Genomic DNA, 21,109 nt, shown 5'->3' on the forward strand with positions numbered 1-21,109 from the left:
TGACTAGGTCGTGTTGACGGTTCTAATCCAGAGCATCGCTGCGGCGATGCTTAGCATCGACAGGAAAGCTCTGGCAGTTTTTTCGTAACGGGTGGCGACGCGACGGAACTGTTTGATGCGATTGACACAGCGTTCGACAAGATTGCGATGTTTGTAGGCCTCACGGTCATATTTGATCTGGATCGTGCGGTTCGATCGCGGCGGGATCACAGCCTCGATGCCACGCTCCACAAGGTCAGCACGAATGGCGTCGCTGTCGTAGCCTTTGTCACCGAGAAGTTTTCTGGGACTGAGGTCGTGAAGCTCCATCAATGCGTCGTAGCCATTAACTTCATGGACCTCGCCGCCAGTGATGTCGAAGGTCAGCGGGTGGCCTTCGGCATTCGTGCGGATGTGGACCTTCGTCGAGAAGCCGCCGCGCGAGCGGCCGAGCGCCTCTTGATTTTGATTCCCCCCTTTTACTCCAGCTGCATGCTGGTGCGCCCGGATGATGGTGGAATCGATGGCGTGCTCCTCGTCGGCGGCAGGCCCGAGACTCGCCAAAGTCTCGAATGCCGCATCCCACACCCCGAGCTTGCTCCAGCGTGTGAAGCGAATGAAGACCGAGTTCCACTTGCCATATCGTTCCGGCATGTCGCGCCACGGCGCGCCAGTTCGCAGAACCCACAGAATGCCGTTGACCGTACGCCGCTTGTCTAGAATTGGCGGGCCTCGTTCGCCGCCATCGGGCAACAACGGATCGAGCATCTGCCATCGTGTCTCCGTCGGATCGGCCCGACTCAATCCTGCCTCCTAGAAAGGCAGCCTTGAATCAAAACTCGATTCCTCTGTCAAAAACCTTCAACACGGCCTAGTACCCCCTTTCCCAGGGAAGTGAGTCATGATTCAACGTTGGGATGGTACCCGAAGCGAGAGGAGTCCACTTTTCGAAGAAAGATCGTAAGGTGCTGTGAGGAACGTTGGCGCTCACCGCTGACGCTGCAGCGCGATTTGACGTGAGCGCGGATCGTTCTTATAGCTGCGGCCGGCCGCAGTACCCGATCGATCGCCAAGGAGGTTGGGTCCAGCCGCGGACTGTCAAGCCTTTGGCGCCATCGCTATGCGGATCAAGGTCTTGAAGGCCTGCAAAGCAAGCCCCTGCCGGGCAAGCAGCCGATCTATACGAAGGCTACCGACAGACGGATTTTAAAGTTGCTGGATAAGTCGCCTCCCGCCGGGTACGCGCGCCGGACAGGGCCGCTGCTGGCTGGAAACTTGGCGATGTCGACGTTCAATATTTCTGGCGCTTCCTGCGCAATAACAAAATCGATCTCGCTGCCGCAAGTCATGGTGTGAGAGCAACGACCCGCAGTTTATGGCCAAAGCTGCCGACGTAGTCGGCCTCTATGTGGCACCGCTCAAAAGGCTATCGTCCTATGCGTAGACGAAAAACGCTCGATTCAGGCCTTGGAACGAGCACAGGGTTATCTGACGCTGCCCGACGGTCGCGCCTTGGCCGGGTAAGGCCACGACTACAAGCGGCACGACCGCGCCATTTGCAGCGCTGGAAGTCGCCACCGGGAAGATCCTTGCGACGCAATCGAAACGCCGCCGCCGGGTCGAGTTTGTTGACTTCATGGATCGTGTGACCGCAGCATTTCCGAACCGCCAGCTTCGCGCTCGACAATCTCACAAACCCACAAAAAGAGCGCGCTATGGCTTTTGGGCGCATCCCAATGTGAAAGTTCATTTCACGCCCACAAGCATCCTGGCTCAATCAGGCTGAGGTGTGGTTTTCGATCTTGCAGGGGCAGTCGTTGAGCGGCGCCTCATTCACAAGTCTCAAACAGCTCAAGCAGCACATCGATGCCTACATCAAAGCATACAACGACAAAGCCGAGCCTTTCGTCCGGACAAAGAAAAAGGTTCGACCGCGTCCATACAAAAGGTAGACGTATCACTCAGCTATGATTCCGGGTGCTAGGGCCGCGATGACCTCTGGAGATCTTACGCAGAGTTCCCTAGGTCTGATCCGTCCGGTATGTCGTGGCGAGGACAGTAAAATGTTTGTTGATGGTGGTCTGTGAAAGAAAGGTTCGTTGTTTCCCGACGACGTACTGGCTTCGGTGATTGCTTGTGGTCGCTCGCGTCGGCTTGGCAATACGCCAAGCGGACAGGGCGTACGTTGGTTATCGACTGGCGCGGATCTTGTTATCTCGATGAGCCCTTCACCAACGCGTTTGGGGTGTTCTTCGAGCTAATCCAAGACATCGCCGGTGTACCCGTGATTTGCGATGATCGGATCAATCAGCTCTCTTTTCCGGGACCGTTTTTTCCAAGTTGGTGGAATCGGCCATCCGTCGACTGCGTTTATCGACCAGACGAGCAGATTTTCCGCGAACGTGATGAGCTGAGGCAGCTCTTCGAGGCTCGGGATGACACTCACGCGAATACTGTGGTGTGTGATGCTTGTTTGATGTGGGGGTGTGATCAGGATGCCGAACGACAAATATTTCGGGCCGTCAAACCGCGGTCTGAAGTTCAAACTCGGATTGACGCGATCTATCAGGAGCACTTCAAGGGTCGCAGCGTAATAGGCATTCATGTTCGACACGGCAATGGCGAAGATATCGTGGGGCACACGCCATACTGGGCCGATCCGGAGCGTGCCTTGCGGCAGGTGTGCACGGCCATCGAAGAGATCAAGGCATCGCCCCACGAAAGGCCGGTGAGAGTGTTCTTATGTACGGACAGTCCGAAAGTTCTGGATCGGGTGTCGGCCATGTTTCCCGACCTCTTTACCATCCCAAAGCGCTTCCAGGCGGTTCAAGCAGGGCCATTGCACAGTGCAAAACTGGGAGCGGAGGGAGGGTTCTCTGCTCTCATCGAGATGTACCTCCTCGGTCGATGCGATACCGTGATCCGCTTTCCGCCGACCAGCGCCTTCACGCGCTATGCGCGCCTTGTCGCGCCGCGCATTATTGAGTTCGATTTGAATGATCCGACTCGTCTGATCTTGATCGATGAGCCGCTCGAGCATCACCCGATCTTATAAGTGCCTCTTTTGAAAACCGAGTGGGGGCAGTGACGGCTTTGGCCGCTTGACGACGAGCGCCGCGTTCATCCCTATGTTCGACCGGATGAGAGACCATCCCTCCGTCCCGACCTGCCTTGCCCGGTGCAAGGGGGCGTTCGGCGGTCAAGGATGGCCGCAGGCCACCGCACCGCGGCGCGAAGCGTCCTTGAGGGCCGACCGCCCCCTTGCGATGCTGGGTGCAGGTGGGGCTCTGGGAGGCGTGTGGGACGGTGCAAAATCAGCTCTTCGAATCGGCGCTTGGGATTACCAAGCCGTGGTACGTTCGGGGCGTCGACTTCGACGCTGCCAAGAAGGTTCTGACGATCACTGTCGATTTCGTCGCCGGGACGCGATTTGCGGTCGCCGGTGTCGCGGGCGTCCACCCGGTTCATGACACCCAGATCAAGCGGCTGCGACATCTCAACTTCTTCCAGCACGAATGCTTCCTGGAGGTTCGGACGCCGCGGGTGAAGCTGCCCGATGGGAAGGTCGTCCTGGCCGAGCCCGCTTGGTTCGGCAAGCTCGCCGGCTTCACCCTGCTGTTCGAAGCGCTGGTGCTGGCCATGGCCCAGCAGATGACCTTTGCGGCCGTCGCCAAGCTGGTCGACGAATCCTGGCATCGGGTCCACGCGATCTGCTCGCGCTATGTCAATCTCGCCTTGGCCGAGGCGGACCTTTCGGCAGTGACCGCCGTGGCGATCGACGAGACGTCCTGCCGGCGCGGCCACAATTATCTGACCATCACCGCCGACACCGATGAGCGGAAGGTAGTGTTCGTCACCGAGGGCAAGGACGCCAAGACGGTGGCCGATTTCGCCGCCGATCTGGCCGCCCACAAAGGTACCGCCGAGCAGGTCCGTTTGGTCAGCATCGACATGTCGCCGGCCTTCATCAAGGGCGTCGCAGATCATCTGCCCAACGCCCGCATCACCTTCGACAAGTTCCATGTCGTCGCCCACGCTTCCACTGCCGTCGACAAGATGCGGCGCCTCGAACAGCGCACAGATCCAAGCCTCAAAGGGCTGCGCTGGACGTTGCTCAAGGACCGCGGCCGGCTGTCGGACGAAAGTCGCGCCGATCTCGACACCTTGATTGCTCAGGCCGCGACCAAACGCACGGCGCGTGCCTGGCTCTATCGCGAGCATCTGCGCGACATCCTCGATCGCAAGCAGATCAACGTCGTCTCCGCCATGCTCAAACAGTGGTGCACCAACGTCCTGCGCTCCAGGGTCGAGCCGATGAAGGAGGTCGCCAGAATGATCCGCAAGCACTTCGACGGCATCGTCGCCTGGACGCAAACCCGCCAGACCAACGGCTACATCGAAGCCCTCAACGGCCTATTCCAGGCGGCTAAACGCAAGGCCCGCGGCTATACCCGTTTCACAACGATGCGCACCGTCCTCTTCCTCATCGCCGGAAAACTCGACTTCACTCCGATCAACCCCCATGCCGCGTAGCCCACTCAAAGTTCAAAAGAGCCTTATAAGTTGCATGCCCTTACACTCTCGCCGATCGTGCGGCGACTTGTGTTTGTTCTGTTGTCGCGCTGCCGCGTCTTGACGAGGGTGGCGGGCCTTTTGCCGATTGGGGCGCCTTGGCAGTCGAGGTCATCGCTCTAATTTAACTCAATGCGCCGAAACGCGCTCACCGGCGAATCTTGCCGGTTCCGGGACCACTGAGACAACGAATCCGACATACGGGGGTGGTAACGTTCGATTGGCGGGCGTTGCGGGTATCGTTGCGGGTGCGGCAGTGAGTGCCGTTGTTCTGAGATGTCTGCCCGCGCAACAGGCTGTCGTGCTTGCTGTCTTACGGTCTCGCAGATAGTCGAGTGCCCCCAATTCGATCGAGAGACGAAAGGCTGCCGAGCCGCAACCTGGGTCGTGGGACGTGACGAAGCGACTTACTTCCCGTGAGTCGAAGGCGGTCAACCAAAAAGATGCCAGCGACTGTGACGTCGGATCGTCCGGCTGACAAATGACAAACCGTGCGCTCAAGACGCATTGAAGCATTTCCAACAAACTTGGCACTGTTGCCGTAGTTGCGCTTGAGTAAGAGAAGAGACGAATTTGACAGGAGCGCACGTCCGCCGGGGACAACTTGGGGAGCTCAAAGACACGGTAAGATCCCTCGCCTGTGTGGTTGCCAGAAAGCACACGCGCTTAATGTCTTCGATCCGCTAAGCTGTTAGCGAGCGCGACACTGCGTCGCAATCGCATCGGCATTCTTCGTATTGCGCTGGCCCAAATCCTGCACAGATCCAAGCGCAGTTGAGTGCGACAAGGAGAATGGAAGAAAGATGCGCTTGGACCGGCATGTCAGACAACCATGCGCTCCAATGTCGCATGTCGGAAATCGACGTCAATATCCGTTGCATGTTGGTGGGACCGGCATGCAGCAGGAAAGACTGGAATATGCTGGTGCTCAATGCGCGTCGCGACTTCGGCTCGTCGGCCGGAGATCGATTTTTGCGCTGGCACGCCAGCTCTTGCCCGCGGCAAGCTGTCGATGATGATTCATTCCCGCAAGGGGCGGTGGCTGAAGACGATGTCGAGGTCGAGCTGGCTACCGCCGGATCCGACCGCACCGCTTGACCGAACTCAAAGAGTTTGGGCGCAAGCGGCTTCTGGCATTGCGCAACAGCGCGGCCGGCTCACACTCCGTGCCGGAGGGCGCGCTGCTGACATCATCGGAAACGCCAGTCGCCGACGGACGCAATTAACATCAGTCGTGGCGGCCGAGCCTGTTGGCATCGCGGTGGCGTTCCGTCCTTTGACCTACACGCGACCTGCATGGCCACCTGGGGTAGGCATATCGCTCCAACATTCTGGGACGTCGTGGTGGGAAAGCGAAAAGCTCACCCTGCGCTCGAATGAAGCAAGTGAAACACGAGATATCGCGATCCGCGACGTAGGCCGTATGTGATCATCTGCGAATACGTGAGAAGTCATCTCTTGTTTTCGTTGGGTCTGCACCAATATTATTCCAGCGAAGGTTTGTGCGCGATCTTGTGAAGCAGCGTGAATCGAATGAAGCGTCTTGTTCACCGTCGTGCCATGAAAAGATGTTATCTCCTGGCGGCATCCGAGTGGACACGAGATTGAGCGTGACATGCAAGACGATGTTTTGAAGTGCGAACTAAGCGCAAGCGAGGAGAGGAAGGGCGACGTCGGCGTTGTCACAGTGCATATTGCTTCCGCGGGCGAATGGCCTGGCTCGGAGGGCGAGGCGAACAATCCCGTGGTCGTACCCTTGAACGAAATCGCCCTCAGAGGAGTGTTCGAAATATCGAACATGCTTGCTAGTCCTTCGCGGCTCGAAGTCGCGCTGGCAAGCGTCATCGAACTGCTGCAATCCTCACTGCAGATGCGGCACGGTGTCGTCTCTCTCCTGGCAGACGACGACGTGGCGGAAATCGCGGTCGGCGCCGGTTGGACCGAAGGAAGCGATGAACGCTACCGCATGCGCCTGCCTCAAAAGGCGATTGATGAGATTGTGGCGACGGGGATGCCGTTCGTAGCTGAAGACGTTGCAACGCATCCAGCGTTTAGTGCTGCTGACATGGATGTGCTCGGGGCCGGCGATCACATTCGGTTATCCTTTATCGGAGTTCCCATCAGCGTCGATGGACAAGTAGTCGGCACCCTATCGATCGAGCGTGTGCCAGATACCGACTCGATGTTCCCGCTCGATTCCGATGTCCGGCTGCTCACCATGATTGCCAACCTCATCGGACAGGCGGTGAAGCTCCATCGCTTGGTGGCGCGCGACCGCAAGCGCCTCATGGCGGAGAGCTATCGATGGCAGAAGGAGCTCCTCGAATTTAAGCAACCGGCGCGAGAGCGTAAGAAGGTTCATATCGATGGTATCATCGGTACCAGTCCGGCACTACGCGGACTGCTCGACAAGATCGCGGTGGTAGCCAAGTCGAATGCCACAGTTCTGTTGCGAGGTGAGTCGGGCACCGGCAAGGAGCTGGTAGCCAAAGCTATTCACGAGTTATCTCCGCGGACTAAGCGGCCGTTCATTAAGATGAACTGCGCGGCGCTGCCTGAGACAGTGCTGGAATCCGAATTGTTCGGCCACGAAAAGGGGGCGTTTACTGGTGCCCATAATTCACGCAAAGGGCGCTTTGAGCTTGCCGACAAGGGGACGCTGTTTCTAGACGAGATCGGCGAGATCTCGGGCTCGTTTCAGGCAAAGCTGTTGCGGGTTCTTCAGGAACAAGAGTTCGAGCGGGTCGGTAGCGGCCACACTATAAAAGTTGATGTCCGCGTGATCGCTGCAACCAACAAGGACCTGGAAGGGGCGGTGGCAAAGAACGAGTTTCGCGCCGACCTTTATTATCGTATTAGCGTAGTTCCATTGCTGCTGCCCCCGTTGCGCGAAAGACGTAGTGACATTCCGCTGCTCGCCACCGAGTTTCTCAAAAATTTCAACAGCGAAAACTGTCGTACGTTAACGTTCGATCCGAGTGCCATGGACGTGCTGATGAATTGTGGTTTTCCGGGTAATGTGCGTGAACTCGAAAACTGCGTGCAACGGACCGCAACACTGGCGCCAGGGCCGTTCATCGTCAGGCGCGATTTTGCTTGCTGTCACGGTCAATGCCTCTCTGCCCTGTTGTGGAAGAGCGGATCGGATCAAACGAAGCCGCGGGCCACGGTGATCGGTGAGCTATCGGCGAAACCAGTTATACCGGCTCCTGACACAGCTGCGTCGATTGCCGTTCTAAGTCCACCTATCGAGGTCGCGCCGGCCGATGGTGCGATCGTGAGTGGTGCAAAGCTGACGGATCGCGAGCGCCTCATTGCTGCAATGGAAAAAGCTGGCTGGGTTCAGGCAAAGGCCGCGCGCCTTCTTGCACTGACGCCGCGCCAAATCGGATACGCGCTCAGGAAATATGGCATCGAAATCAAGCGTCTGTGAACAGCTCCTGGATTCGGTCTATGCTGTCAGAGGCGCGAATGTGAAGTGACGAGAGGCCTCCCACGTCCAAGAAGAAGCAGCATCGGAGATCCGGCGCGACGATGAGAAAATGCGTGTGATGGTCGAGGCCGTCAGCCGGCTGCAGGAACCGGCCAGTCCCCGGCAAGGCGGTCGGTGCAGCGAAAGCCAAGCCGATTGACGTAAAATGCTTAGGCTCTCAGCTTGACTTTGGCCAATTTTGAACTCGTTCATGGGATACGCGGACCCCTGAACATGGGATCGTTCTCGACGATTTCATGAGCGCTCGTGAGCATGAGTTTCATGCGCCCCATATTGCCAAAGGTTGTCCAGCGCCCCTTCACGTTCGACCAGTAGAAGAGCTCGAAGCGATCGGTATCTGGAATGGGGCGCAGCCGTGCGACCGGATTTGAAGTCCGACGGTTGATAACTAAATAACCGCTACGGCTCTTTTCTATGTCGTGATGCGTGAACTGAGCAGCAATCTGGGCAAGCGTTGGGTCGGATTTTGCCATAGCGCTCAATGTGCTCGATCGGTGCCGCGCGGGCCAGAGTGGATCGGTTTGCCGATTCAATTTGTCGCAGCTGGACGAGGTTGCCGCGATTCAACATGCCGATTCTACCGATGGGATGCAACACGCCCGTCTTCTTCCCCGCTCTTGCGATCCGCTGCCGCCGCGTTTTGCAGCCCGGCTTGCAGTCTTCACCGATCTGTTCACGCGTCCTACCTGGCCGAATGTTCTGATGCTGCTCGCCGGCGTTATCCTGGCGCCCGGCCGGCGCACTGTCACGGCGGCGCTGCGCATCCTCGGGCGAGAGCGCGATCCCGATTTCTGTACTTTCCATCGCGTCCTCAACCGGGCGGCGTGGTCGTCGCGGGCCGCGGCAGGCCGCCTGCTGCTCCTGCTGATCAAGGTCTTCGTGGCGGCCGGCGAGCCAGTGGTGATCGGGCTCGATGACACCATCGAGCGGCGCTGGGGACCCAAGATCAGCGCCCGCGGCATCTATCGCGACCCGGTGCGCTCCTCCAAGGGGCACTTCGTCAAAGCCAGCGGTCTGCGCTGGCTTTCCGCCATGTTGCTGGTGCGCGTGCCGTGGGCCGATCGCATCATGGCGCTGCCCTTCCTCACACTGCTCGCCCCCTCCAAACGCTTCTATGACGGCAAGTCGCGCTCGCCCAAGACGCTGCTCGATTGGGCCCGCCAGGCTGCTTGGCAAATCCATCGTTGGCTGCCCGATCGATATATCGTACTGGTCGCCGACAGCGCCTTTGCCGCCATCGAGTTCCTTGCCGCTGTCCGCAAGCATGTCTGCATTGTCACCCGCCTGCGCCTCGATGCCAACCTGTTCGAATTTCCCCGACCAAAGCGCAAAGGTCGTGGCCGCCCTCCAATCCGAGGTAAGCCCCACAAAAAACTCTCTGCCATCCTCAAGGATCGCAACGTGTCCTGGACGCGCTACCGGGTCAGTCTCTGGTACGGCCGAACCAATCGCATTGTCGAGATCGCAACCGGCACCGCTCTGTGGTATCGCGGCGGCGTTCCGCCGGTACCGATCCGCTGGCTTCTCGTCCGCGACCCAACCGGCGAGTTCGACCCGCAGGCCTTCCTGGCGACCGATCTCAACGCTCTTCCCCGCGACATCCTCGCCTGGTTCGTCACTCGCTGGCAGGTCGAAGTCACCTTCGAGGAAGTTCGCGCTCACCTCGGTGTCGAGACCCAGCGCCAATGGTCGGACAAAGCCATTCTGCGCACTACCCCGATCTTGCTCGGCCTCTACTCCATCGTCACGCTATGGACCCACGACCTCGCCAAGGCACAAAAGCTCAAGCCCAGAACCGCGGCTTGGTATCCAAAAGCCGCGCTGACCTTTAGCGATGCGATCGCATCCGTCCGACGCCAAATATGGGCTCATCAGATTTCTTTCATGTCCCGGCCGCGCCGGAACAGTATAGAAATTCCGCGCCATATCTGGCGCCGGATGGAGAACGCGCTCGCCTACGCCGCATAAATCGGCCAAAGTCGAGCTCAGGACGTCAGGTACAAAATATGCGACGTGAGATAGGGGGCGTGGACGGATAACGGAGGCTGGCGATAAAATAGCCGAGGCTGTCGATTGGCCGTAATAGATACGTCCCCGAAGCGTTCGAGAAATTCCCCATAACCACGGGCGGCCGTCTGACAGAAACCGGCAAGCCGATCACGAAATCTGTGCCATCGATCGATTCGATGGAACCGTCATCAAGATAGCGCACATCGCGGTTGCGGCGCAATTCCGCGGCATTGTGTCTAACATTGCTATATTGGCCGCGCCCACTACCGTCTTCCGAAATCGGCAACGCGGGCTCGGCGGCTTAGGCGCCTCGCAAAGGAGGCAATCGGCCGGCTACCGATCAAGATCGTTGAACTTCCGTTCAAGCTCCCGCCCGTGCAACTATCTGTGCAGTGGCACAGATCCAGATCGAACGATACGGCCTTGAGCTGGCTCCTTGAGATGATGAGGGCAACGGCAAGGAATTTAGGCTGAGCCCCCACATGCGAGGGACTTGAACGGTCAGAATGGCAAACATGTCTTTTGCCGCGTTTGGTGGATCCTGTGTATCTCGGCGGTCGGGTGCAGGATGAAACTTCTTTGGCGGGTGCGGCCAGGAGCTTGACGAAGAGCCTCCTCTCCAGTGGTTAATTAGCAAGAGCGACATTGAAGTTTTGCGTCTGAAAGTGGCTCGTCCTGTGGCGGAGGAACAGACAACCCGCTGTGTGGTGTGCAGAAGGACGACCACCTCTGGTGTATTCCTGCCGGCCATCAGGCCGACAGTGCAGATTGGTAGGAAGATTGAGGTCCGGGAGCTGGAAGAACGAGGGCCGCAGCCTATGCAAGGTCGCTAATAGATCCGTGCCACGGGGGGCGCACCACGCCACCACTGAGGCCGACACTATAATCCGGGCCACCGTCCTAGTTCGGTACGTAGACTACAAATAGCGTTGTTCGCCAGATCAAATACATTCTTTTCTCCTGTTCTCAATGAACGTTCCAGGTGGGCTCGTAGCCTGGCGCGCAGCAACGCCTCAGCATTGTGGGTCAGAAATGGATCTTTCTCTACGAAACGCCATGACTTCTCAAACGCTGCGCTAACCAAAGTATCGAGTGTGTGCTCTGGCTTGGGCGAAGTGTGATCCATGGATAGAAACTCCAACAAGATATCCTTTTTCAGCAACGACTGGCCGCTGGTCAGAGAAGGTAGGTTGAAAGCGGCGCTTGCGGCGGGGAGTACTTGCAGTCATTCAGCTCGTGAACCCATGCCTATACAGGTGCTTGTTGAAGCGATGATGACTGCTGCTGTGCAAAGCTGCTTCAGTACTTCACAAATTCGGTATTCTAGTAAAACTTGCCACGATTGGCGCCTCACGTGATGGATAAAATCTATCGTCCATCCGCAGGACGAATCTGTTAGCTTCGCCGGGTTCAGATCCCATTGGCGTCAGAGCTGCTAAGCCAACTGCTATTTCGCTATTTCTCGCCTACGTGCATAAAGGCTTCCACGCAGCGCCTCGGTAAGACCACGCGAGCGGTAGGACGTCTCTTCAAGGCCAGAAAGTTCGGCGCTTTTTCGAGAGTTCGGCGTAGGAAGAAGATCAGCGAAATGATGAAGCAGCCCGCAAAGAACGGAAATGCGCCAACCCCAGAACGGTTTCACGCGGCATCGTCTCTGTAGCCGAGGATCGCTGCAACGAAGATCGCGACCTGCTGGCTCGACGATTGGAGCGAGGTGCAGAAGCCGCGGTTCCGGGGGCGTTGAGATCTCCGATAGATAGACCGAAACGCCGCCGGCGCACGATAGCGCCGATCGGGCGCATTAGAGCGCCCATTCAGAACATACCAAACGTGCTAAGCAGCAAAGTGGTTTCATCATCCGATGCAAAGAATGCCTTCACGACAACGCTAGCACAGAAGCCGGATAGGAAGAAGTCGAACTGCTCGAAAAAAATCCGCTCGTCGCACGATAGTCGCACCGCCCGGGAAATCGAGGTCGACATGGTCGTAGAAGTGGCTGTCCTCGGTTGCGGGCGTGAGCTTGACCACCGCGTCAGGAAAATCCTCAAGAGGGACCGAAACGTCATGGTCAATCGGCCTGCCACCAATCGGATCGCAGAATTGATCAAACAGACACGCCGCGACGATGGAAACCTTTAGCCAATCTTCTTGCAGGGAAGCGCGAATAGTGGGGACCGCTAACACCAGTAACAGGATCAGTCCGCCGAAGGCCAGGGTAATGGATTCGGAATAGGCACGAGAAGCAGCCAGCGCTGCCATTGGACGAGACAGATGCGGTCTATAAATCTCAAGTAACGACCATATGGTGTCCGCAACGCCCTTGCGCATACCCGGGCGGAAACGAAAAGACAGCTCGCAGTCCGACAGGAAGTGCCGGATAGCGGTCCTCCGGTTCGGCGGTATAGTCTGACTCACGTGGATCTTTCACTTCTACTATGTGCGTGTGCCTGGGATGTTCAGGCGCGTCTTTCTGAGGTCCGACGGCAACCTCCAAGTCGGTAGCCGGATATCTCAAGAGGCCGCTGCCACTTGGCGCAGCAGAGGCCAGCGCGAGGCTGACATATCCACTGCTGCGGAAGGCGCCTGCGGCCGAGTGATTGTCGCGACTTCAGCTCACATGTCCGCTTAGGATTGCGAAAGCCGAGCAAAACGACCGGAGTTCGTCTTTGGAAAAGTCGAACAGTACGGATGGATCCATGCTGGTCGCAAGGACGATCGATCGCCGGTGCCCACCCGAAAGTCGCTCGAGCCGCAGTTTGTTCGAGCGCCGTATCTTATGAGCTGCATCGAAACAAATGACGTTCTGACTAGCCATAACTTGCTCCCGTTATCTGATGTGGATGCTGCTCTCGAAATCGGCGAGCAGATTCGGCGGCCCACATAGGGGGCAAGTGTGGCGCCTTTGCGCGGATGCTGAAGTGATAGATCGGCAACACCTGACATCTGTCGCAGGTGCGTCAACTTCCGTCAGTAAAAAACGACGGGTACGGCGTGGTCGAAAGCTGAGGTCGGTGGGAAACTGAAGCAAACGGTATCCTTGGCAGGCATAGGGCACGAGCTTGCGGAATGATCTAATCGCAACAGGCGAGCAGGATCTAAAATCGGCTCAGCGTGACGCATCACATTGCCTGGGTCATCGATGGATCGCACAAACGACACTGCCGCGTGCCTTGGATTTGAACGCCGGAAGGAGGGCGAGCCGCAGACCCACAACGGGTCGGAATCGGCAGTCGATAGGTTGCCGAAGACGGTGCAAAACGATCCGCCTTCCGAGATCCAGCTTGCTGGAAGTTCCTTTCAAGCGCGCCATCGCGTGAGAGCTGCTCATGGAGCGGCCACACGCGCGGGCGAGGCACATGAACTGCGGTGAAGCAATCCAAGTTCCGTCAATTGCTGAAGTCTTGGTCGCCTGATCGGGAATCAAGATCTCTGAGTACATTATGCTGAATCTTGCCTAACGCCGTTCGCGGCAATTCTTCCGTGAAAATGATTTCGCGGGGCACTTTGAAACGCGCGAGATGCGATTGCGCATGCGTTACGAGAGCTTCGGCGTTCGTCCCGGCTCCGGGCCGCGCGATCACATAAGCGACCGGTACCTCGTCCCATAAAGGATCCGGCCGGCCAATGACCGCGCACTCTGCAACGTCAGTATGCTCGAGGAGTACACGCTCGACCTCCGCCGGATAGATGTTTTCTCCGCCGGAAATAATCAGGTTCTTCTTGCGGTCATGAACCCAAAAATAGCCGTCTCGATCACGAGAGGCGATGTCGCCAGTGCGATACCAGCCGTCATGCATCGCCTCGCGCGTGGCTGCTTGATTGTCCCAATACGCGTGCAATACGTTTGGGCCTCGCACGGCGATCTCACCCGGCGTCCCCGCGGGCAACTCGTTACCGGCATCGTCTATCACGATCGCTTCACAGCACAGTCCGGGTAGGCCGGTCGACCCCTGCCGCGAAAGGTCACCGCCGAGCCTCGTATAGATCGCAATGGGGCTCGTTTCCGTAGAGCCGTAGACCTGCAGCACGGGCACCCGGCGCGCAGCCAAGCGATCGATCAAGTGTTGCGGCACAATCGTTGAACCCACCGAGACCGCTTTCAGCGACGACAGATCGGCCGTCGACCACCTAAGGTCGCCAGTCAAGGTTTGAATGATCGCAGGCACCAAGGCGGTCAAAGTCGGCCGATCATGCGCGAGTGCGGTAAAGGTGGCGTCAGTCGTAAACCGTGAACAAATGCTAACGGTCGCGCCAAGATGCAATGCCGGCGTCGTCTGAATGTTGAGCCCGCCGACGTGAAAAAGTGGCAGTACTGTCAGCACATGATCGTCGGATGTGAGGTCGTGCATATGCTGACTCATCACGCCGTTCCACAACAAGGCTTCTTGGCTCAGAATTGCTCCCTTTGGCCGGCCCGTGGTCCCTGAAGTATAGACGATCAGAAGCGGGTCGGTCATGTCCGCGTTGGGGTTGTAGTTCTCTCGCTGTATCTGCTCCAACAAGCCCTCCCATGTGCGCGTGCCGGAAGACGCAAAGTCGAAGCCCACGGTCGTTACCTGGGGCAGTGTCTCTGCTAGAATCGGCAGGAGTCCTTCAAAAGCCTGCTCGGTGAGCAGAAGCTTGGCCCCTGCGTCGGCTAAGATGAAAAGCTGCTCGGTAACCGCCAACCGCCAATTCAAGGGCACCAATATCGCCCCGAGTCGCGCGCAAGCGTAGAGGAGAACGAGGTAATCAGGGCGGTTGAGGCTGAGGAGAGCAACGCGATCGCCTCTGTTGACCCCGAGCTCATTTTTCATGGCACGTGCTGCGCGGTCGATGCGTCGATTAAGGTCGGCGTAACTTAATGTCTCGCCTTCGAAATGGATCGCAGGCTTGTTAGGAGCGAACGCAGCGTTGCGCTCAATCAGTGAGCAGAGATCCACTATTCTTGATCCTCTCTTGGGTCCTTACAGGGCTCTCAGCCGAGTTGTCCGAATCAGCGTTTGTCGTCGCCCATTTGAAGGTTGTGACTGTGTTTCACGATTGAGAGGCCGATGTAGCCAAACGGACAAGACGTCAGGGTCATTCAACACTGGCTGCACCGACATCGCCGGGACCTTGGCGCGCAAGGCTCCGTATAACTCAGGCCGCCGCAAGCGCGGGCTCGGAACCGGACGCGTTCGGCATTGTTGTGGGAGGCGACCGGCTCGCATTTTCGTACCACTGGTGCGTCACAGCTCAGCACGACAACTGCGGTATCACACTCAACTCGAGATCACGGAAGCTGGTGTAATTCTGCCGAATCCATTGATGCAGTTCGCTTGAGGAATCCTTTTCATGGCGTAGATAGCCGGTGAAAGACAAACCTAATCGGCAGATAAAGGCGTTCAGAAATGCCGGCAGTGCCGCGAAGCGGAGCACGCGGCCCCGCTTCATGGCCTCGAATAGTTCGCCGCGGACAACGAACTCGTTATGGACGGTGATCAGTATCTGCGGCGGAACCTGCCACCGTAGCATCTCATGGGCGCGCGTAGAGACACGGTCGATGTCAGGCATGAATAGGACGATTGGCACGACGTTGTGCAATATCGCCTCGCTCAAGAAGTCAATCTCACCGCACATTTTGAAGAACTCGTCGAAGGCGTGGAAGCCGAGGTCGATCACCTTTGCCACGCTATCGTTGAGGATCAGTCGATCAACTAGCTGCATCTTGCCATAGGTATCCATGATATCCGCTGTCTCAGTGACAGTGGGGAGGTAGTCGAGCAACGACGGCTCCTTCAAGTTGAGGTCGAAGGAGAGCACTGTACCGTTCTTCAGTAGCAAGAACTCGCTCAAGAGCCGCGCGACCAGGGTCTTGCCGACCTGCGGGCTCGCAGAGCAGATGATGTAGACCGGGGTTACCAAAACTGCGATCCAGCGCTGCATAAGTCCTCGATTGACTACCTCTCGCCCGCACGGGTCACCGACTTGGCGCCGGCGAGGTCTGTCAAGTTGATGCGGTCATATTCGCTCCAGACATTGGCAAGCCAATGTCTGACGTAACCGCGCAGCACGAAAGAGTAGTCCGCGGCGTCTTCGTGCGGCCCTTTGTTCGCAACAAAATTGACGAACGGGACGGAGGCGACTTCGACCTGTTCATAGGCCATCTCATTGAGCTTCGGGATCGTTAAGTCAGTGGCGTCTTTGATGCGGCGGAAATAGGAGTTGTACGTCGCCTGGTCCCATTGAAAGAACTGCGTGTCGTTGATGAAGTTCTTGACCAGGTAGTACTTTGCCCCGGCCATGAAATTGCTCGTTTCGGCTATCTCGTCCAGCGAGGCGATAGACGATCCCAATACATGGAATACGGCAAAGGTAATTTGCCCCGATCGCGCGGCGTCTAAAAAGCCTATATCGCGCAGCGACGCGAGCGCTGGGGACATCAGTCCTGCGCGCACGTCGATCACGCTGACGGATAGGCCCGAGTTCAGCGTGTCGAAAATCTTCATCTGGTCCGCGGTCCTCGTCATATCCACGATTTCGGTGATCGCGGGGTGAAAGCGCTTGAGCGTCCCGCGCGGCGACTCGGTGTCAAATGCGCGGGTCTGCACGTTGTTCGCGCTGAAATAATCAAGAAGCGTCCGAGACACGGTCGTTTTGCCGACCCCTCCCTTGTCCGCTCCGATCACAATAACTACTGGCTTTACCATGGAAGTCCTCTCAAGATCCTCGTTCAATCCATGCGACCGCGAAGTGCGCGGCCTGCGTGTCTGCGGTCGTGGCTTCGACGCAATCATGGCCTAATGTGGAGTTCGTTTGATTTGTGAGATCTAGACAGCCGCTCCTGTTGAGGATGCGGCTGTCTATCGTCGCTCTGGAAAAGATGGCATCTCAGTTCATACGTGCGTTTCCATGTCCGAGTGGCTTACTAAAGCGCGATAGCGACTTCACGTTGTCCTACGAAGCTCCGCATAGGCAGCATCATCAGACCAATCACAACGGAAAGCACGATTGCGACCACGGCGACAAAAGTATGCTTGTCCCAACCCGTCCCTTCTCGAGGATCTTGATGCGCCAACATCAACGACGTCAGGCCGCGGTTGGGGCGCTGGGAAGAGCGGATGCGCATGGGTTGGTCCTACTAGTCAGGTGAGACGGATCGCCAGACCGGCATTGTCGAGCGCTTGTAGGATTTCATTTGCAACACGTTGAGCGCTGCCCTTGTGCTCGCCGATCTGGCTAGATGCCACGACGCCCGTGATTATGGAGCATGCTTTCTGTCGCTCCGCGAATGTGTTCTCAAGATAGTCGCCGCATGCCTTGCATTCGATCACAGGGCGGCCGCTCCATGGGTCATGTGATGCAGTGTGATCTCTGGCATGACATTTCGGGCATTGCATGTGTCAGGCTTTCGAGTCGGAGTCTTCGTTCTTGCGAAGCGTATGTCGGCGCGGGGTATCTCTTGTCCAGTCGTCGCGCGCGAAACCGCGACCTACAGTCTGAATATGCCGTAGTGTGGCGCTCCGATTGGAGTATTAAGCGAAGCACTCAATGCGATTGAGAGTGCGTTTCTGGTGTCTATTGGATCAAGAATGCCGTCATCCCAAAGCTCGGATGTTGCATAATAGGCACTCGATCGCTCCCGATACTCTTCCAAAATCGGCTCTCGAATGGCTGCTAATTCTTGCTCGGACAGACGCCCGCCGTCACGAGCCAATTGCCTCGCCTTGACGTGGGTTAGCACACCAGCCGCTTGCTCCGCCCCCATGGCCGAAATCTGAGAGTGTGGCCAGGTAAACATAAAGCGTGGGTCGAAGGCTCGACCAGCCATGGCGTATGTCCCTGCTCCATGAGAGCCGTTGCAAATCACCGTTATTTTCGGGACCTCCGCTCCGGAGACGGCCATGATGAGCTTGGCTCCGTCCTTCGTGATGCCGCGCTCTTCGTATTCCCGTCCAACCATGAAGCCGGTGGTGTTCTGCAGGAAGAGCAAAGGCGTCCGGTTGTTGTCGCAGAGCTGTATGAAGTGGGCGCCCTTCAGGGCACTGTCGTTTTGCAGCACGCCGTTGTTTGCGATAACTCCGATCTGGTATCCATGGAGTCGTGCGAAACCGCATACCAGGGATTGGCCATAGCGGGGCTGGTACTCGTGGAACCGGCTGCCGTCAATGAGGCGCGCGATGATCTCCCGCATGTCGAACAGCGCGCGGGGATCCTTTGGAATAATGCCGTATAATTCAGATGGATCGTAGGCCGGAAGCTCCGGAGCAGATTGAGCAATCGCTTCTTTCGCTGGACGCTTCATCTGAGCAACAATGTCGCGCGCAATGGCAATCGCATGCATCTCGGAAGTCGCGAAGTAGTCACTCGTTCCCGAAACGCTCGTATGCATGCGAGCGCCACCAAGCGCTTCGGCAGATACCACCTCTCCGGTGGCGGCCTTCACGACTGGAGGTCCGCCGAGAAAGATGGCCCCGGTCCCCTGCACGATGATATTGTAATCGCTCAGCGCCGGAACGTAGGCTCCTCCCGCGGTACAGTGCCCCATTACGATGGCAACCTGCGGCACCCCCATCTTGGAGAGAACTGATTGGTTACGCAGAATTCGACCTGCGTGATAGCGATCAGCGAAGAACTCTGCCTGCAAAGGCAAGAACCCGCCCGCGCAGTCACAAAGATGGACCACCATCAGGCGGTTCTCAATTGCGATATCCAAGGCGCGTACGAGTTTTTTTACGGATAGTGGATACCAAGCGCCGCCCTTCACACTGGCATCATCCGCATGAACAATGACCTCGCGACCCGCCACTATGCCGATGCCGACGATCTGCGCTGCACACGGCACTTCGCCCTCGTAAGCCTTGTTGGCGGCGAGGGTCGAAAGCTCGAGAAACGGGGTGTGGGGATCAAGTAACGCCTCGATCCGATCACGAACGAACAGTTTGCTTTGCTGCCGCAGGCGTCCACGGTCTCGCGCCGGTCGATCGAAGCGAGCTGAACGCTGGCGCTCCTTCAATTCGGTCGCAAGTCGTCGGTTATGGAGCTCGTTGAGGCGAAAGTCTCGCGACTTGGTGTCCACCCGGGAAGCAATCCGATGCACGTCAGCGCCCTTCCTCGAAAAATGTAACCAGCGCGGAGTCTCGCTCGAAACTGTCGCCTACGCCGAAGTGAACGCGCTCGACCACACCGTTCCGAGGAGCACGCACGATGAATTCCAATTTCATACTTTCGACCAGCATCAGCGTCGCGCCTGCAGACACGACATCACCACGAGAAACTTGGGTTGCAATCACGACGCCAGGCATCGGTGCTCGAGCCACAAGATGGCGCGCCTGCTCGTCCAAGCAAGCGAGCGTTCGCAGTTGATCGCGATATCGTAAAATGTGCGTCCTGCCGCGGATATGCAGGTAAATCATATCACCATCGATTGCGAATTTAACGGGAACGGTGTCGCTCGCAATGACAAGGGTACCGCTACCGGCGAGTTCGTGTGAAAACGACACCGGGGCAAATACCGCGTCGTCCAGGTGAAGACGATAACCGTGTTGGTCAGCTGAGAGCCATAATTCATAGTTCTCGTCATCAAGTGCAAAAAGGTGCTTCACATCAATTTCTCCACTTGCCGATCTCTGCGTGGAGCGCGGGCACGGCATCTGCTGAATCGCGAACGGGCCTTGTCAGGAGCGCGGCGGCCGCTAGGACGGCAGGTAGGTCGATCGCACATTGGCCAGCCGCCACGTGCGGGTTTTCATCGAGATAGCCGGTATGAATTTGTCCGCTCAAAAACGTCTCGTCAGCGAACAGACGCGCAAGGAAATCTACGTTCGTCTCGCAGCCAAGAAGCACCAACTCGCGCATTACGCGTTCGGACGCTAATGCGGCGTCACGGCGGTTGGACGAATGTACAACGACCTTTGCAAGCATGGGATCGAATGCAGTCGTGATCTGCTGACCTTGAACAATGCCGCTGTCAATTCGTACCCCCTCGCGCTGAGGGTACTCCAGCATGAGTATCTTTCCGGTCGTCGGAACGTAGTCGCGTTCAGGAGCTTCAGCGTATATTCTGGCCTCAATCGCGTGGCCTTCAGAGACGATATCGGACTGTGCATAGCGAAGCGGGCGACCTGCGGCGATATGAACTTGCTCGGCAACGAGATCGATGCCGGTGACCATCTCAGTTACAGGATGCTCAACCTGAAGCCGGGTATTCATCTCTAGAAAGTAGAATTCACTCCCTTCGAAGATGAATTCGACAGTTCCAGCATTGCGATAGTTAGCACTACGAGCGATGCCGACCGCTATTTCGCAGACCTCGTTACGCAACTTTGGCGACAAGGCAGGTGAGGGTGTCTCCTCAATGATTTTCTGAAAGCGGCGTTGCACCGAGCACTCTCGTTCGAAAAGGTGGATCACCTTCCCGAAGGAATCGCCTAGCACCTGTACCTCGATGTGGCGTGGTTTTTCGGCATATCTCTCGACATAGAGCCGGCCATCATCGAAGTAACGTAGCCCCTCACGGCGCGCATGCGCGATCGCGTCATCAAGGTTGTCGAGATTGCGAACAATCCGCATGCCCTTGCCGCCGCCGCCAGCGGAAAGTTTCACCAGCAAAGGTAGGCCAAGGGCCCGCGCTCTGGAATGGAAGGTGTCTGGATCGTCTTCCTCGACGGCGGAAGGCGCGACTGGAAATCCGCAGCGCTTAACAAAACTGCGGGCGCGAATTTTGTCGCCCATCAGTTCGATGCTTTCTGAACTCGGCCCGACGAATGCAATGCCCGCCCTTTCAACAGCTCTCGCAAACTCTGCGCTCTCCGACAGAAATCCATACCCAGGATGCAAGGCGCCGGCCCTTGCTCTGCAGGCTGACGCGATAATTTGCTCGGCATCGAGATAGGCCGCGATCGGGGAGCAACCGTCGATGGCGATCGCAGTGTCCGCCATGGAAACCGCTGGCGTGTCTGCATCGACATCGTGATAGACGATTGCGGAGCGTAACCCCAATTTGCGCAACGTCTTGATGATGCGCACGGCTACCTCGCCCCTATTGGCGACCAGGACCGTATCGAAGGGGAGTGTCTGCATCGCGTATTCGTC

The 21,109-nt window shown here is 57.5% G+C and carries 14 protein-coding genes and 2 pseudogenes; 6 read left to right on the forward strand and 10 right to left on the reverse strand.

Going from position 1 to position 21,109, the window contains the following annotated elements; genetic code table 11:
- Positions 1-3: 3 nt before the first annotated feature.
- Positions 4-783: an IS5 family transposase gene (locus NLM31_RS08940; RefSeq protein ID WP_256561152.1), complete on the reverse strand. Its 780-nt coding sequence runs from the start codon at positions 781-783 to the stop codon at positions 4-6.
- Between the two features lie 113 nt (positions 784-896).
- Between NLM31_RS08940 and NLM31_RS08945 the strand changes: the two are divergent.
- The 5 genes and pseudogenes from NLM31_RS08945 (at position 897) to nifA (ending at position 7,984) form a co-directional block, all read left to right on the forward strand.
- Positions 897-1,950: pseudogene (locus NLM31_RS08945) on the forward strand (IS630 family transposase).
- 112 nt (positions 1,951-2,062) lie between these two features.
- A complete protein-coding gene (locus NLM31_RS08950) occupies positions 2,063-3,034 on the forward strand; it encodes a nodulation protein NodZ (RefSeq protein ID WP_254192063.1) in 972 nt (323 codons plus the stop codon).
- Positions 3,035-3,285: 251 nt separating this feature from the next.
- On the forward strand, positions 3,286-4,512 hold the full coding sequence (locus NLM31_RS08955; protein ID WP_254127840.1) for an ISL3 family transposase: 1,227 nt from the start codon (positions 3,286-3,288) through the stop codon (positions 4,510-4,512).
- 888 nt (positions 4,513-5,400) lie between these two features.
- Positions 5,401-5,649: a hypothetical protein gene (locus NLM31_RS08960; RefSeq protein ID WP_254128842.1), complete on the forward strand. Its 249-nt coding sequence runs from the start codon at positions 5,401-5,403 to the stop codon at positions 5,647-5,649.
- A gap of 517 nt (positions 5,650-6,166) precedes the next feature.
- Positions 6,167-7,984, forward strand: coding sequence for a nif-specific transcriptional activator NifA (gene nifA / locus NLM31_RS08965; RefSeq protein ID WP_254128843.1), 1,818 nt, complete (start codon positions 6,167-6,169; stop codon positions 7,982-7,984).
- A 248-nt stretch (positions 7,985-8,232) separates the two neighbouring features.
- Here the strand turns inward: nifA and NLM31_RS08970 are convergent, their stop codons facing one another.
- Positions 8,233-8,517, reverse strand: a complete 285-nt coding sequence (locus tag NLM31_RS08970) for a hypothetical protein (RefSeq protein WP_254192028.1) — start codon at positions 8,515-8,517, stop codon at positions 8,233-8,235.
- A gap of 115 nt (positions 8,518-8,632) precedes the next feature.
- Between NLM31_RS08970 and NLM31_RS08975 the strand changes: the two genes are divergently transcribed.
- On the forward strand, positions 8,633-10,012 hold the full coding sequence (locus tag NLM31_RS08975) for a transposase (protein WP_254192027.1): 1,380 nt from the start codon (positions 8,633-8,635) through the stop codon (positions 10,010-10,012).
- A gap of 1,545 nt (positions 10,013-11,557) precedes the next feature.
- Here NLM31_RS08975 and NLM31_RS08980 read toward each other — a convergent pair.
- The 8 genes and pseudogenes from NLM31_RS08980 to NLM31_RS09020 form a co-directional block, all read right to left on the reverse strand.
- Positions 11,558-12,002 (reverse strand): annotated as a pseudogene (locus tag NLM31_RS08980) (MFS transporter); the annotation flags it as partial.
- A gap of 1,438 nt (positions 12,003-13,440) precedes the next feature.
- Entirely contained in the window at positions 13,441-14,976 is a 1,536-nt protein-coding gene (locus NLM31_RS08990; protein ID WP_254192064.1) for a class I adenylate-forming enzyme family protein, read from the reverse strand.
- Between the two features lie 295 nt (positions 14,977-15,271).
- A complete protein-coding gene (locus tag NLM31_RS08995; protein WP_254128848.1) occupies positions 15,272-15,961 on the reverse strand; it encodes a hypothetical protein in 690 nt (229 codons plus the stop codon).
- Between the two features lie 14 nt (positions 15,962-15,975).
- Positions 15,976-16,725 carry a hypothetical protein gene (locus NLM31_RS09000; RefSeq protein WP_254128849.1) on the reverse strand — a complete coding sequence of 250 codons (750 nt, stop codon included), beginning with the start codon at positions 16,723-16,725 and terminating at the stop codon, positions 15,976-15,978.
- 218 nt (positions 16,726-16,943) lie between these two features.
- The gene (locus tag NLM31_RS09005; RefSeq protein ID WP_254192065.1) at positions 16,944-17,144 is read right to left on the reverse strand and encodes a hypothetical protein; all 201 of its coding nucleotides are present in this window, start codon (positions 17,142-17,144) and stop codon (positions 16,944-16,946) included.
- Positions 17,145-17,507: 363 nt separating this feature from the next.
- Complete coding sequence (locus tag NLM31_RS09010; RefSeq protein ID WP_254192066.1) at positions 17,508-19,094, reverse strand: carboxyl transferase domain-containing protein; 1,587 nt, start codon at positions 19,092-19,094, stop codon at positions 17,508-17,510.
- A 22-nt stretch (positions 19,095-19,116) separates the two neighbouring features.
- Positions 19,117-19,620 carry an acetyl-CoA carboxylase biotin carboxyl carrier protein subunit gene (locus tag NLM31_RS43195; RefSeq protein ID WP_254192067.1) on the reverse strand — a complete coding sequence of 168 codons (504 nt, stop codon included), beginning with the start codon at positions 19,618-19,620 and terminating at the stop codon, positions 19,117-19,119.
- Position 19,621: 1 nt separating this feature from the next.
- On the reverse strand, positions 19,622-21,097 hold the full coding sequence (locus NLM31_RS09020) for an acetyl/propionyl/methylcrotonyl-CoA carboxylase subunit alpha (protein WP_254192068.1): 1,476 nt from the start codon (positions 21,095-21,097) through the stop codon (positions 19,622-19,624).
- Positions 21,098-21,109 lie beyond the last annotated feature (12 nt).

Source organism: Bradyrhizobium sp. CCGUVB4N (genome assembly GCF_024199945.1).
Lineage (GTDB): Bacteria > Pseudomonadota > Alphaproteobacteria > Rhizobiales > Xanthobacteraceae > Bradyrhizobium.

Bases quoted from the DNA above. Each gene is read 5' to 3' on its own strand.
- NLM31_RS09000 (WP_254128849.1), bottom strand. From the start codon at position 16,725: ATGGTAAAGCCAGTAGTTATTGTGATCGGAGCGGACAAGGGAGGGGTC.
- NLM31_RS09005 (WP_254192065.1), bottom strand. From the start codon at position 17,144: ATGCGCATCCGCTCTTCCCAGCGCCCCAACCGCGGCCTGACGTCGTTG.
- nifA (WP_254128843.1), top strand. From the start codon at position 6,167: ATGCAAGACGATGTTTTGAAGTGCGAACTAAGCGCAAGCGAGGAGAGG.
- NLM31_RS08995 (WP_254128848.1), bottom strand. From the start codon at position 15,961: ATGCAGCGCTGGATCGCAGTTTTGGTAACCCCGGTCTACATCATCTGC.
- NLM31_RS08975 (WP_254192027.1), top strand. From the start codon at position 8,633: ATGCAACACGCCCGTCTTCTTCCCCGCTCTTGCGATCCGCTGCCGCCG.
- NLM31_RS08970 (WP_254192028.1), bottom strand. From the start codon at position 8,517: ATGGCAAAATCCGACCCAACGCTTGCCCAGATTGCTGCTCAGTTCACG.
- NLM31_RS09020 (WP_254192068.1), bottom strand. From the start codon at position 21,097: ATGCAGACACTCCCCTTCGATACGGTCCTGGTCGCCAATAGGGGCGAG.
- NLM31_RS08960 (WP_254128842.1), top strand. From the start codon at position 5,401: ATGTCGGAAATCGACGTCAATATCCGTTGCATGTTGGTGGGACCGGCA.